Origin of the sequence: Arthrobacter sp. Leaf69 (assembly GCF_001422645.1) — a bacterium.
Taxonomy (GTDB): Bacteria; Actinomycetota; Actinomycetes; order Actinomycetales; family Micrococcaceae; genus Arthrobacter.
Window position 1 is genome coordinate 71,627 of sequence record NZ_LMLR01000012.1, and the last position, 13,050, is coordinate 84,676.

A 13,050-nucleotide genomic window follows, 5' to 3' on the forward strand; every position below is an offset into this window, starting at 1 on the left:
TTACCCGGCCAGCCAAGCCGCCGCTGATCATGCACCCCGGACTCCCGGGGTGCATGATCAGCAGTGTCGCTGCGGCGTTTCAGCTAACGGACGACGTCGAGGCTCACCAGCGTGGCGCAACCGCCCGCGGCGAAGACAGCCAGCGAGGTGCTCGCTTCACCGGGAAAAATTTGGTCCGTGATCGTGGCCAGCCCGTCCTGGGCGAAAACTTCCACCGAGCAACGATCCAGGAAGACCCGCAGCCGCAGCCGACCGTCCTCCAGCGGCACGGCCACGCTTTCCACCGAAGCGAACGTCTCGTGGAAGTCCGTGTTGCCGGATGCAGTCCGGTCCAGGCTCAGCACTCCTGTGCCGGCGTCGTAGGCAAGAACCGTTTGTTCTCCGCCGCCGGCCCGGAGCAGCAGACCCACCTTCCCGGCGTCGCCGGGCTCCAATTCGGCGTCGATCCGCAGCACATCGCCGGAGGCCTCGGCAGGAAGCCAGCGCGTCCCGTCGGCGAGAGTCCTGCCGGCCTCACTGTAGGTCGCGGCTCCGCCGTTGCCGAAAGGATCCACAGCGGCCTGCGTCAGCACCACGCGGCCGTCCCGCGTAGCCAGCCTGACGTCCCTCACCAATGACATCGCACTGCGCCAGCCGCTGGTCGGCGTGACGGCGCCGTACTGCCAGTTGTTCATCCAGCCGATCATCAGCCGACGCCCGCCCGGGGCATTGGTGAAGGAGACGGCGGCGTAGTAGTCCCGTCCCCAGTCCAGCCAGCCGTACTCGGCCATTCGGCTGTCATCCTGCTGGAGCCCCTCGGTGACCGTGGTCTCGGAAGCGAAGGCCACGCCGTCGAACGATCCAAGGAAGTACTGCCCGCCGGAGCCGCCGGCGATTCCGCCAGGGCTCAGGTTCACCACCAGCACCCACTTGGTGTTCCCGGCATCGCCGTCCACCGGAAGCTCAAACAGGTCGGGGCATTCCCACACTCCCCCGGTGGCGTTCGCCGGGCCGAAGGTGCTGAGGTATTCCCAGGTCTTGAGGTCAGCGGACTTGTAGAGGACAATTTCCCGGTCCGTCGCTTCCACGGCGACCATCACCCAGTAGCCACCGGCGTCACTGTCGTACCAGAAGACTTTCGGGTCACGGAAATCAGCCGACGCCCGGTCCAGCACGGGGTTCCCGGCGTATTTTGTCCAAGTGGCGCCGTTGTCCGTGCTGTAGGCGAGGGACTGCGCCTGCCGCCCGCTCAAAGGGGATGCGGGCGAATAGGCACTGGTGTAGATGGCCACAAGCGGCGGGTGGTCCGGCGTGCCGAAGCCGCTCGTGTTGGTCTTGTCCAGCACGGCCGACCCGGAGAAGATGGCTTCCTGCTCGTCGCAGGCAATGGCCACTGGCTGTTCGTCCCAGTGCAGCAGGTCCGCGGAGGTGGCGTGCCCCCAGGACATGTTGCCCCAGACGGTCCCGGACGGGTTGTGCTGGTAGAAGAGGTGGTACGTGCCGTTAGCGTAGACCAGTCCGTTGGGATCGTTCAGCCAAGAGCGGTCCGCCGTGTAGTGGTGCTGTGGCCGGTACCGGCAGTCGAGCGCGGATGTGGTTGTCATGGAATGCTGTCTGCTTTCACGGGGGCCGGGGCGGCGGGTGGTTAGCCCTTGACGCCGCTGGAGGCGATGCTGTTGATGAAGGAGCGCTGGAAGGCGATGAAGAGGACCACCACGGGGACCGTGATGAGGGACGCGTAGGCCATGACCTCGCCCCAGGAGACGTTGAGCTGGAAGAAGTACTGGATGCCGATCATGACCGGGCGGAGTTCCTCGGACTGGACCACCATGAGGGGCCACAGGTACGAGTTCCAGGCCGGCAGGAACGTCAGGATCGCGACCGTGGCCGTGGCCGGGCCGGCCAGCGGCATGACCACCTGGCGGTAAATCTTGAACCATCCCGCACCGTCGATCCGGGCGGCTTCGTCCAGTTCCTTGGGGATGGATTCGAAGTACTGGTGAAAAAGGTAGATGGAGAACGCATTGGCGATAAACGGAATGATCTGGACCTGATACGTGTCCAACCAGCCCTTCGAGATCTCAAGGCTGAAGCCGTTGAGTTCGAAGTACGGCAGCTGGTTGACCCACCAGACGAGGGGCAGGGCCAGGGTCTGGAACGGCACGATCAGCGTGGCAAGGATGACGGTGAACACCACCCGTTTGCCACGCACTTCCATGCGGGACAGGGCGAAGGCGCAGAGGCTGTTGATGAAGATGCCCAGAACCACGGTGACGGCGGAGATGCCGATGGAGTTGACCAGGAAACGGGCAGCCGGGACCCGGTCGAAGACCGCCGCGTAGTTGTCGAAGGAGATGTTTCCCACCGGCAGGAAGGCCGCCACGGAGGACATGTCCCCGAAGATCTGGGTGTCCGGCTTGAGCGAGGAAACCAGCATAAAAACGATTGGGAAAGCAGCGACGGCGGCGAACAGGATCCGCACCAGCATGGTTGCCGCGCTACTGAGTCGAAGCGAGTTTTTCACGTCAGTCCTTCTCTCGGGTCAGGTAGCGCTGCACCGCTGAAATGAGCAGCACCAGGACGAAGAAAACCAGCGATATCGCGGAGGCGTAAGAGGTTTCCTGCTGTTTGAAGCCAGAGCGGACGGCCTCGTAGATGATGGTGGTGGTGGAGTCGAGCGGGCCGCCCTGGGTCATGACGCTGACCTGGTCGAAGAGGCCGAGGGCCTGGATGGTGATGGTCACCAGGACCAGGCTGCGGGTGTGCTTCAGGCCGGGCCAGGTGACATACCGGAACTGGTGCCACCGGCTGGCGCCGTCCAGCTGGGCCGCCTCGTACAGTTCCCCGGAGATGCTCTGCAGGCCGGCGAGCCAGATGATCATGTGGAATCCGGCGGCCTGCCAGATGGACAGCGCGATGATGGCGGGCATGGCCGTGGCGGGGTCGTTGAGCCAGTCGGCGCCCTGGATGAGGCCGAAGCTGAACGTGGACAACAGCTCGTTGATCAGGCCGTCCTTGCGGTACATAAAGAGCCACAACAGGGAGACCACCACCATGGACGTGACCACAGGCAGGAAGTAGACGGTGCGGAAGAAGTTCACGCCCCGGAACTTCTTGTTGATCAGCAGCGCCATGGCCAGGGCCAGGGCCGACTGCACCGGGACCACCACCACGGCGAAGTAGGTGACGTTCAGGAGTGCCCGCCAGAAGGTGGGGTCCGCGAACAGCCGGGCAAAGTTGTCGGTGCCGACGAATTCCACCGGGCGGGGCGAGATCAGCCGGGCGTTGGTGAAGGCCAGGCCGAAGCCAAGGATGGCCGGCAGGAACACAAAGAGGAGCAGCAGCACCGCGGCGGGGGCAATCATGCCCCAGCCGCTGATCTGCTCGCGCAGGAAGCCTGCCCGGCGGTGGCGCGGCGCGGACGGCAGCGGCGCCGGCGTCGGTGCGGCGGCGGGGCGGGGACGGGTGTCAAGAGGGGTGGTTGTCATGGGATTCTCCGTTGACCTGCAGCACCGGGGGGACGACGACGGCGGAACTCGCCGGCCGTCGTCGTCCTCCGCGGAAGGCTGCTAGTTCTTGTAGCCGCCGTTGGACTTGATGTTGGCGTCGATGGCCTTGACTGCCTTGTCCAAGGCCGTCTGGGGATCGGCGCCTGCCAGGACGTCCTGGACCGCCTTGCCGTATTCGGTGGCGATGAAGGGGTAGGCCGGAGTCTCGGGGCGCATCACCGCGTACTGGCGGGAGAAGTCCATGAAGATCCGGTTGGCGCCGCCCTCCGCGAACGCGGGGATCAGCGCTGCGGCCTCATCCGTGGCCGGGATGGTGCCCGTGGCCTTGGCAACTGCGGCCAGGTTTTCCGGCTTCAGGGAGTAGGAGAGGTAGTCCATGGCGGCGTCGGTGTTGGCGCAGCCTTCCGTGACGCCCCACTGCCAGGAGGCCCCGCCGATCTTGGGTCCGTTGCCGAGGTCCACTGTGGGCATGACCACCAGGTCGTCGCCGAGTGCGGCGCGGGCCTTGTCCGCGGCCCATGAACCGGTGTAGAGCAGCCCGCTCTTGTTGTTCAGGAAGTCCTGTGTGGAGTCCTTGCCGCTCTTCGTGGCCATAAAGCCCTGTTCCGCCAGGCCGCGGAACCACTGGGCCCACTCCACGGCTTTGTCCCCGTTGAGGACGCCTTCCGCCGTCTGGAAACCGTCGCGGTTGATGAGGTCTGCGCCAAAGGACTGCAGGAGCGGCGAGTAGCCGTACGGCAGCCATTCGCCGTTGCCGGCGGTCCCCATGTCCAGCGGGTAGTCCCACTTGTCCAGGGCCTTGAGTTTGGTCAGCGCGTCCTGGAACTCGTCCTTGGTCCAGGGCTGCTTCACCGTTGCCACGCGTACACCTGCGGCCTTGAGGTCGGAGGCCCGGGCAAGCATGGCCAGCGCGACGTCGTAGTGGCCCACCGCGTAGGTCTCGCCCTCCCACGTGGCCACGGTGCTGGGGAGGTGTGCGGAAAGGTCGGTGGTGAGCTTGAGCGGTGTCAGGTACTTGGCCCACGCCCAGTTGGGTACATTGGGGCCGTCGATATCGACGATGCAGGGAAGTTTGCCGGCTGCGGCCGCAGAGACCACGGAGTCGTTGTAGGAGTCCTGCGGAAATGCCTGCACCTTGATCTTGGCCTTGGCATCGCTGCTCTTGTTGTAGGAGTCGACGACGCCCTTGATCGCCGCCAGCTCTTCCGGGTTGCCGGCGTTGTGGGTCCACAGGGTGATCTCGTTGGAACCTTCGGACGTGGCCGAGGCACTGCCTTTGCCGCAGGCGCCAAGGCTGCCGATCAGGGCGGCCGCCGTTATGCTGGTGGCCAGGATTCGGGTGAATCGCTTGTTCATGAGTGAGTCTTTCTGCTTGTCTTATGCGCGGATGATCAGCCCGGGTCCTTGGGGGCGCGGCCGGTGCAACGGCTGCGTCCCTTTTGCGGGGCCCGGGGATGGGTGTGTGCTGTCGGTGGAGTGTGCTCTGGATGGAGTGCTCTGTCCGGATTGCTCAGTCCGGAGTGTTCAGTCCGGCGGTGGACCGACGGACCCTCTCTCAATGAGCGGGCAGGAGAACTTCTCTTGGACGGCTGCCGTTTCGGGCCCTTCGATATCGTCGAGGAGCCGGGTGACCGCCCAGCGTCCCATCTCATAGTGCGGAAGCGCCACGGTGGTGAGTCCGGGCCACAGCGCCGCGGCGATCAGCTCGAGGTTGTCCGTTCCGACGATGGAGACGTCCTCGGGGATGCGGAGCCCCAGCGCGGCAGCGGCCTGGTAGGCACCCATGGCCACGCGGTCGCTGAAACAGAACAATCCAGTCGGCCGCTCCGGGCGCCGCAGCAGTTCCAGTGCTGCCTCCCGCCCGCCCTGAGTATCGGCCACCCCTGCGGTCACCAGTTCCGAATGGAAGCGGAGGCCGTGGCGCGCCAGGGCGTTCCGGAAGCCCTGCAGCCGTCCGTGGGTTGCCGGGATATCGTCGCCGTTGCCGAGCATTCCGATCCTGGTATGGCCGGCCTTGACGAGGGCTTCCACTGCCGTTTCCGCCGCGGTCACTTCGTCCGGGACCACCGATGAGATGGACCGGTCCACCGTAACGGCGTCGAGGAGGACCGTGGGAAGCGTGCCCAGTTCCTCCGGAAGGCTGACCCCCTGGTGGTACATCCTCGCGTAGACGATCCCGTCCACCTGGTGTTGCTGCAGGGTGCGGATTTCGCGGTGCTCGAGTTCCAGGTCGCGGCCCGAGTTGACCACCATGAGCACGTAGCCGCGCTCGTAGGCGGCGTCCTGGGCGCCCCTGATCATCGCCCCGGCGAACGGCGTGGTGGTGATTTCGTCGCTGACGAGGCCAAGGATCTGCGAACGCTGGTTGCGCAGTCCGCTGGCAAGCCGGTTGGGAGCGTAGCCAAGGTCCTTGGCCACAGCCCGCACATGTTGCTGGGTCTGGGGATTGACGCGGGAACTGGTGGCGTCATTGAGGGCGTGCGAAACCGTGGTGACGGAAACGCCAGCGGCCTTCGCCACTTCCCGGATGCCTATCTTTGTCGCCATTGACTGTCCTTTGCAAAACGTTTTGCTTGTTGTGTTGATCACAGTACCCAAAACGATTTGCAACTGTCAATCATTTCGCCCGCAGCCGCCCGGGAGGTTCTTCCGGAACAGGCTCCAACCGTGTCCGCGCGCGGTCTCCGTCACTACAATGGGACGCATGACCGAGGCCTTGCGCAGTCCGGCACAGCGGTCCCGCACGTTCGCCGGGATCCTGGTGAATACCGCCCTCGCCAACATCACCACCAGCTACTTATGGTTCGCGCTGACGTTCTGGGTGTACCTGCAGACGCGCAACGTGATCGCCACCGGGGTGATTGGCGGCGCGTACATGCTGTTGATCGCCCTCTCCAGCATCAGCTTCGGAACTTTCGTGGACCGCTACCGCAAGCTGGCCGTGATGCGCTTCGCCGCCGGCTTCACGCTGGTGATGTTCGTGCTGTCCGGGGTCATGTTCCTGCTGACACCCGCCGCCCGGCTCCTGGACCTGACACAGCCCTGGTTCTGGGTCTTCACCCTGATCATCCTGGTCGGAGCGGTGGTGGAAAACATGCGCAACATTGCGCTCTCCACCACCGTCACCATCCTCATTGAGCCGGATCGGCGGGCCAACGCCAACGGGCTGGTGGGCATGGTGCAGGGACTGATGTTCATCGTCACCTCGCTGCTCTCCGGGCTGTCAGTCGGGCTGCTGGGCATGGGCTGGACGATCGTCGTCGCGATAGTGCTCACGGCGCTGGCATTCGCGCACCTGCTCATGCTGCGCATGCCCGAGGAGGTGCGCGCGGCCGCCACTGACGCGCACGGCGGATTCGACCTACGCGGCTCCCTCGCCGCCGTTCTAGCCATTTCCGGGCTGTTCGCGCTGATCCTCTTCTCCACGTTCAACAACTTCATCGGCGGCGTCTACATGGCGCTGATGGATCCCTACGGCCTGGAAATGTTCCCGGTGGAGCTGTGGGGGACCTACTTCGCGCTCGGCGCCACCGGGTTCATCGTGGGCGGAGCGCTGATCGGAAAATTCGGACTCGGGTCCAACCCGCTGCGTACCATGCTCATCGCCGTGATCGTCATGGGGATTCTTGGTGCGGTGTTCACGCTGCGGGAGTGGGCATGGCTGTACATCACCGGCATCTGGCTGTACCTGGTTCTGGTGCCTTTCGTGGAGGCCGCCGAGCAGACGGTCATCCAGCAGGTGGTGCCTCTAAACCGGCAGGGTCGGGTGTTCGGATTCGCCATGGCGTTCGAGTCCGCGGCAGCGCCAATCACCGCGTTCCTCATCGCGCCGATCGCCCAGGTCTGGATCATCCCCTACGCGCGGTCCGCAGAGGGTGCCGCCCAGCTGGCGCCGCTGCTGGGCGAGGGCACCTCCCGCGGCATCGCTCTGGTGTTCCTGGCGGCCGGGATCATCATGATCGCCGCCGCGATGCTGGCTTCCCTGACCCCGGTCTACCGCCGGGTCTCTGCGTCGTACGCGCGGACGGCTGCCGAGGAGTCGGGGATGGCGAACACCGCCTCCTCGTCCTCGTCCTCCAAATGAGTAGGAACTGCTTCTAGCACTCGCCTGCCGCGGCTCGTAGGTCACACCCGCTTCCGCACCCGCCGCGCTACTCCGCGGAGCCCGCCCGGCCCGGCTGGCTGGCATCAACCGGGAAGGTCATGAACGCCGGCGTCTCGTACGGATGCGCGGACAGCGCGGCGCCCACGACGGCGGTGCGCCGGGAGCGCGGGTAGATGGCCTCGATCCGGGTTTCCGGCACCTCCTCGGGGGATCCGACGGCGCCGATGGCCGGGTTCGCGCCGGGCAGCGGCGTGAAACGCCCGGTACCTTCGAGGCTGAACGAGCAGTGCGAGTAGTTGCCCAGGCGGCCCGCCCCGGCGTCGCCGATGGCTTGCCGGACAGCCTGTGCGGCATCGGTGGGGACGTAGATGACCAGGCAATCCATGGGCTCCATGGCTGAAAGTCTGGCACGGACCGCTGCGGAATGGCGGGCGGCCGCGTTGAACCCGCGGCCGCCCGCCCTTATCCGGTGTGGGCTGGGCCTCAGCGCACCGACTTCCGCTCGTAGAGCGCCATGGACCAGGCATACCCGGCGACCGCAATGACCACGCACCATCCGATCGCGAGCACCGGACTCCAGCCGAGCGGGGTGCCAAGCAGCAGGCCGCGGATGGCCTCGATGAACGGCGTGAACGGCTGGTACTGCGCGAACCACTGCATCCACTCCGGCATCGACTCGGTGGGCACGAAGCCGCTGCTGAGGAAGGGCAGGAAGGTCAACAGGAGGGGCAGATTGCTCGCTGTCTCGACCGACTTCGCCTGCATCCCCATGGCCACCCCCAGCCAGCTGATCGCGAACGCGATGAGCACGAGCAGACCGGCGGTCGCACTCCACTCGACCGGTCCGGCAGTCGGGCGGAAGCCAATCAAGAGGCCGACGCCGAGCACCAGCACAACGGCGATGATCGCCTGGATGGTGTTGCCGAGCACGTGCCCGGCAAGCACCGCAGCCCGTGAGATCGCCATGGTGCGGAACCGCGCCGTGATGCCCTCGGCCATGTCCATCGAGACCGTCGTGGCGGTGCCGCCGGCGCTGCCCGCGATGGTCAGCAGCAGGATGCCCGGCATAACGTATGCGACATACGCCTCCCGCCCTCCGGCCGGATCCGCACCGGGCAGGCCGGCCCCGAGGGTGCCGCCGAACACGAACACGAAGAACAGCAGGAGCACCACCGGCCCCACGATGGTGAACACGGACAGGCCCGGGTAGCGCACCATGTGCAGCAGGTTGCGGCGCAGCATGGTGGCCGCGTCGGCGATGACGTGCGATTGGCGGCCGGTGCCCGGGGTCGTCTGGCGCCGGGCGGTGATGGTGGTCATGACGCGGTTCCCTTCGTGTCGGCCCGGCTGGTGAGCGCGAAGAACACGTCATCGAGGTCCGGGGTGTGGATGCTGAGGTCGTCCACCTCGAGGTTGGCCGAGTCGAGGCGGTCCAGCACGGTGCGCAGCGCGCCCACCCCGCCATCGCTCGGCACGGCAAGCGAGAGCCCGGCGTCGTCGCGGGCCGACTCGTCGAGCAGGCGGGCAGCGGAGTCGAGCGCCGCGGCATCCGCGAACCGGAGCCGGATGTGGCCTCCGGGCACCAGGCGCTTGAGCTCGTCCGGGGTCCCCTCGGCGACGATGCGGCCGCCGTCGAGCACCGCGATGCGGTCCGCGAGCTCGTCCGCCTCGTCGAGGTACTGGGTGGTGAGCAGCACGGTGGTGCCGTCCGCGACGAGGCCGCGCACGATGTCCCACATGGTGCGGCGGCTACGAGGGTCCAGGCCCGCGGTGAGCTCGTCGAGGAAGATGACGCTGGGCGCCGAGACAAGGGTCATCGCCAGGTCGAGGCGGCGGCGCATCCCGCCCGAGTAGGTGGCAAGCGGTTTGCGGGCGGCGTCGGTGAGGTCGAACTGCTCCAGCAGCTCGGCCACCCGGGTCCTTGAGCGGTTCGCCCCGAGGTGGCGCAGCCGGGCCATCAGCTGGAGGTTCTCCTCGCCGGTGAGGAGGTTGTCCACCGCGGAGAACTGTCCGGTGAGGCCGATCGCGGCGCGCACGCCGCCCGGATCGCGGACGACGTCGCAGCCGTTCACGACGGCTGTGCCGCCGTCGGGCCGGACAAGCGTGGCCAGAATGTGCACGGCGGTCGTTTTGCCCGCGCCGTTCGGGCCGAGCAGCGCCGTGACGGTGCCCGCGCCCACGGTGAGGTGGACGTCGTCGAGCACGACCTTTTGGCCGTAGGACTTCCGCAGCCCGCGGGCTTCGATCGCTGGCGTATTCATGGGTTCGTTCCTTTCCGCTGGATGCCCGGAGTTAGCGGGCGCGTTGGATGCTGATGTCGCTGGCCCGGGTGCGCGCGTGCACTGCGACCGCCTGTTCGGACGCGCCGGGAGCGTGGTCGCCGTCGAGCTCGTTGCGCACGTGCCCGTCCTTCGAGGACAGGTCGAGCCAGGCGGGAACGCCGGGCCGCACGCCGATGGTGACCTGGCCGAAGCCGCTCTCCACCTGGATGGAACCGCTCGAGACCTCGCCGAGGTGGATGCTGCCGTACGCGGTCTTCGCCGCAACGGAGGCGAGCGCCTTCGTGATCTCGAGGTCGCCGTAGGAGAGCTTCGCGTCGAGGTCGCCGCCCGACTCCCCGATCAGGATGCTGCCATGCGATGCCTTGAGGAGCGCGTCGCCGGTGACCGTTCCGATCCGGATCTGACCGTGGTCGGCCGTGATCTCGAGTCCGCCCTTGGCGGTACCCACGGTCGCGTTGCCGTGCGAGGCGCGTAGCCACAGGTCGCCGGTGGTGTCCAGATCCACGCGGCCAAGCGAGCTTTTGATGCGGGTCGCGCCGAGGCGTCCGACGGTTCGCACGCCTCCCACCGCGATTTCGGCGGTGAACCGCGATCCGGCCGGCAGCTCGACTTTGACGTCGACCGACTCGGTGGGCCCCCGCCAGCTGAAGCGGGGCCGCGGGCCCTTGATGGTGACCCGCTCGCCGTCGAAGTCGACCGTGGTCTCCTCCGCGCCTCGGCGGTCCACCGCCTTATCCGGGTTGGTGGGCGAAACGGTCACCACCGTGTCGGCGCGGTCACCGGCGAAGACGTCGATCGCGCCGACCTGGAGGTTGATGGCGAGGTCAATGGGGGCGGGGGTGTTGAACGTGGGCATGCCGAAGTCTGCCTTTCTGTGGGTGTGTTCGTTCGGCCCCGCGGGTTCGCGTGGCTGGTGGGTGTGTTGGGCTGTGGTGGCGTGAGCGGGTTACCGCGCCCAGCCCGCGAAGTTGTCGCCGGTGCGCAGCGTGCGCTGCGCGGATCGTCGCTGCTTCGGCTGGAGTGCGGTGGCGACGGCTCGGACCAGCCAGGTGTTGACGGACAGCCCGTCCGCCGCCGCCGCCTCGTCCACCCGCGCCTTGAGGGCGTCGGGCAGGCGGAGCGTGGTGCGGGAGGTGCTCGCGTCGTCGAGATCGAGCGGTGCAGCCGGACGGTCGTCGTTGTCAGGTTCGGTGTTTGGCTGGGTTACAACGAACTCGACGTCGCGACCGCGCAGCCGCAGGTCAACCGAGCCGGGCGCGAGATCCCGGGTGATCTCGCCGGCCGCGGCCGACAGGGCATCGAGTAATACGAGCCGCGTGGCGGCATCCAGCCCGGCGGCGAGCCGTTCGGCGGCGGCTCGGGTGTTTTCCGAGCCGTCCTCCGCGGCATCCACTACCTGGCGTTGCAGGTCGGTGACGTACTGTCCGAGTTCCATGCCACCATAGTGACACCACTGTGGTGTCACGTCAAGGTCTGGTGGTGTCAAGGACGGCGCGCCCGGGCATTGTTCAGCCGCCCGTCCTGCAGGCTGGGCGCCGGGAGCGGGGCGTTTCCGGCGTCGGGGCTGATAATCAAGGCATGAAGGCGCTGACGGACTCCCTTGCGGTGTTTGCCGCGTGCTACTCGCTGGGTGCTGTCGCGGGTGCGATTCTTCTCGTTGTCGCGCTGCACAAGCTTGAACCGGAATTCGACCCCTCCTGGCGGATGCTCAGTGAATATTCGCTGGGCAGCTACGGCGTGATCATGCGGATTGCGTTCATCCTCGGCGGAACCGGCGTCGCAGCGTCCGGCATTGCCTTGTGGCCGCCTGCGGGCGTTCTGGCAGTCGGACTTCCCGTGGTGGCGCTAGGGCCGCTCGGGGCGGCTTTTGTCGACACGGACCCGATCACGACGCCGCGGCCGGAGATCACAGGCCGGGGCAAGGTCCACGCCGGGCTCGGCTCGCTCTTCATCCTGGGCTTTCCCGTTGCCGCGACCTCTGCCGGAATCGGTGCAGCCATGCATTCGCCCGCCGGCCAGATTCTCGCGTGGGCGGCGGTCATCCCGTGGGCGGGCCTGATCTGGTTCCTCGGCGCGACATTCCGGTTCGGTCAACCCGACGCGGTCGGGAAGCCCGAGGTACTTATCGGCTGGCCCAACCGCTTCAGCATGCTGGCATATCTGGCCTGGGTGGCGTTGGCGGGCGGCCTGACACTGATCCAGGCTCTCTGAGGACCGAAGAACAGCAGGGAGCGAGCTAAGGCCGGGCAGGCACGGCCAGGATCTGCTCATAGTGTTCCACCGTTGGAAACGGTGAATAGAAATGATGCAGCAGCCCGCGCCACTCCTGGTACTCCGCGGACCCCCTGAAACCTTCCGTATGGTCCTCCAGACGGGCCCATTCCACCAGCAGCAGATACGTGGCGGTGCTCTCGATGCATCGCGAAAGCGTGAGGCCCTGGAATCCAGGCATGGAAGCAATGATCAGCTTCGCTTTGCTGAAGGCAATCTCGAAATCGTCCTCCATACCGGGCCGGACGGAGAGCAAGGCATGTTCGGTGATCATCCCACCATCATGACCCATCTTCTACCGCCGGGTGTCACCGCGGCAATGACGGGGCCGGCGGCCTAGTCCGGCGACCGGTGAAGGACAAAGATGCCGCCGTACGCGGGCTGGTCCGATCGTTGCCGGTCACTCTGGGTGTATTCGTCCAGCACAGCGCCTATGCGCGTGATCAGGTCCTCGGCGTCCTTCTCGGAGAGGTGCAACACGAAACGTGAGAGGCTGGCGATCGCGTCCGGCCCTGCTTCCGTCAACTCTTCCCGGAACGCCTCGATCGGCGCCAGCGGACCGCCCGGACCAGCTTCACGCAGTGCAGTGTCCAGGTTCCAGGACCGCCCCGTGGAACGGTACGGCTTCTCCAGCGCACCACTTTCTCCCGTGCGGACCTCGGCAGCTTCAAGGAATCCGGTGGAGAGCAATTGCCGCACGTGATAGAGCACTGTCCCTGGATCCTGGCCCAGCCGGTCGGCGAGTTGTTTGTTGGTCAGTTCGCGGAGTCCGCACAGGCGCAGGATCCTCAGACGCAGCGGATGGGCCAGCGCCTTGATTTCCCGGGCGCTGGCGGCGGGTTTATTCTCGTTCACGCTGGTCGGCTCTGCGTCCGTCATGGATCCATCCTACGATCCGGTGTAC

General features: G+C 66.5%; 14 protein-coding genes. 2 read left to right on the forward strand and 12 right to left on the reverse strand.

Features of this window, described 5'->3' with window-relative positions; genetic code table 11:
• Window positions 1-83 precede the first annotated feature (83 nt).
• The 5 genes from ASE96_RS11670 to ASE96_RS11690 all read right to left on the reverse strand — a co-directional run bounded on the left by ASE96_RS11670 (window position 84) and on the right by ASE96_RS11690 (window position 6,035).
• Entirely contained in the window at window positions 84-1,583 is a 1,500-nt protein-coding gene (locus ASE96_RS11670) for a glycoside hydrolase family 32 protein (RefSeq protein WP_056430269.1), read from the reverse strand.
• A 41-nt stretch (window positions 1,584-1,624) separates the two neighbouring features.
• A complete protein-coding gene (locus ASE96_RS11675) occupies window positions 1,625-2,503 on the reverse strand; it encodes a carbohydrate ABC transporter permease (protein ID WP_056430271.1) in 879 nt (292 codons plus the stop codon).
• Between the two features lies 1 nt (window position 2,504).
• Window positions 2,505-3,467, reverse strand: a complete 963-nt coding sequence (locus ASE96_RS11680) for a carbohydrate ABC transporter permease (protein WP_056430273.1) — start codon at window positions 3,465-3,467, stop codon at window positions 2,505-2,507.
• A gap of 81 nt (window positions 3,468-3,548) precedes the next feature.
• Window positions 3,549-4,844 carry a sugar ABC transporter substrate-binding protein gene (locus tag ASE96_RS11685; RefSeq protein WP_056430276.1) on the reverse strand — a complete coding sequence of 432 codons (1,296 nt, stop codon included), beginning with the start codon at window positions 4,842-4,844 and terminating at the stop codon, window positions 3,549-3,551.
• Between the two features lie 168 nt (window positions 4,845-5,012).
• Window positions 5,013-6,035: a LacI family DNA-binding transcriptional regulator gene (locus ASE96_RS11690; RefSeq protein ID WP_056430279.1), complete on the reverse strand. Its 1,023-nt coding sequence runs from the start codon at window positions 6,033-6,035 to the stop codon at window positions 5,013-5,015.
• A gap of 157 nt (window positions 6,036-6,192) precedes the next feature.
• Between ASE96_RS11690 and ASE96_RS11695 the strand changes: the two genes are divergently transcribed.
• On the forward strand, window positions 6,193-7,572 hold the full coding sequence (locus ASE96_RS11695) for an MFS transporter (RefSeq protein ID WP_156367580.1): 1,380 nt from the start codon (window positions 6,193-6,195) through the stop codon (window positions 7,570-7,572).
• Window positions 7,573-7,639: 67 nt separating this feature from the next.
• Here the strand turns inward: ASE96_RS11695 and ASE96_RS11700 are convergent, their stop codons facing one another.
• The 5 genes from ASE96_RS11700 to ASE96_RS11720 all read right to left on the reverse strand — a co-directional run bounded on the left by ASE96_RS11700 (window position 7,640) and on the right by ASE96_RS11720 (window position 11,310).
• On the reverse strand, window positions 7,640-7,987 hold the full coding sequence (locus ASE96_RS11700) for a hypothetical protein (protein WP_056430286.1): 348 nt from the start codon (window positions 7,985-7,987) through the stop codon (window positions 7,640-7,642).
• A gap of 89 nt (window positions 7,988-8,076) precedes the next feature.
• Window positions 8,077-8,913 carry an ABC transporter permease gene (locus ASE96_RS11705; protein ID WP_056430290.1) on the reverse strand — a complete coding sequence of 279 codons (837 nt, stop codon included), beginning with the start codon at window positions 8,911-8,913 and terminating at the stop codon, window positions 8,077-8,079.
• Window positions 8,910-9,854, reverse strand: coding sequence for an ATP-binding cassette domain-containing protein (locus ASE96_RS11710; protein ID WP_056430293.1), 945 nt, complete (start codon window positions 9,852-9,854; stop codon window positions 8,910-8,912). Before ASE96_RS11710 ends, ASE96_RS11705 begins: the two co-directional genes overlap by 4 nt.
• Window positions 9,855-9,885: 31 nt before the next feature.
• Window positions 9,886-10,731 (reverse strand): DUF4097 family beta strand repeat-containing protein, encoded by an 846-nt coding sequence (locus ASE96_RS11715; RefSeq protein WP_056430295.1) that lies wholly within the window; start codon window positions 10,729-10,731, stop codon window positions 9,886-9,888.
• 90 nt (window positions 10,732-10,821) lie between these two features.
• Window positions 10,822-11,310, reverse strand: coding sequence for a toxin-antitoxin system HicB family antitoxin (locus ASE96_RS11720; protein ID WP_056430297.1), 489 nt, complete (start codon window positions 11,308-11,310; stop codon window positions 10,822-10,824).
• Between the two features lie 143 nt (window positions 11,311-11,453).
• Here ASE96_RS11720 and ASE96_RS11725 point away from each other — a divergent pair, with 143 nt between their 5' ends.
• Window positions 11,454-12,086, forward strand: a complete 633-nt coding sequence (locus ASE96_RS11725) for a DUF998 domain-containing protein (RefSeq protein ID WP_056430301.1) — start codon at window positions 11,454-11,456, stop codon at window positions 12,084-12,086.
• Window positions 12,087-12,111: 25 nt separating this feature from the next.
• Here the strand turns inward: ASE96_RS11725 and ASE96_RS11730 are convergent, their stop codons facing one another.
• Both ASE96_RS11730 and ASE96_RS11735 read right to left on the reverse strand, forming a co-directional pair.
• Window positions 12,112-12,420: an antibiotic biosynthesis monooxygenase family protein gene (locus tag ASE96_RS11730; RefSeq protein WP_056430304.1), complete on the reverse strand. Its 309-nt coding sequence runs from the start codon at window positions 12,418-12,420 to the stop codon at window positions 12,112-12,114.
• Window positions 12,421-12,482: 62 nt separating this feature from the next.
• Complete coding sequence (locus ASE96_RS11735) at window positions 12,483-13,025, reverse strand: ArsR/SmtB family transcription factor (RefSeq protein WP_056430307.1); 543 nt, start codon at window positions 13,023-13,025, stop codon at window positions 12,483-12,485.
• Window positions 13,026-13,050: the final 25 nt, after the last annotated feature.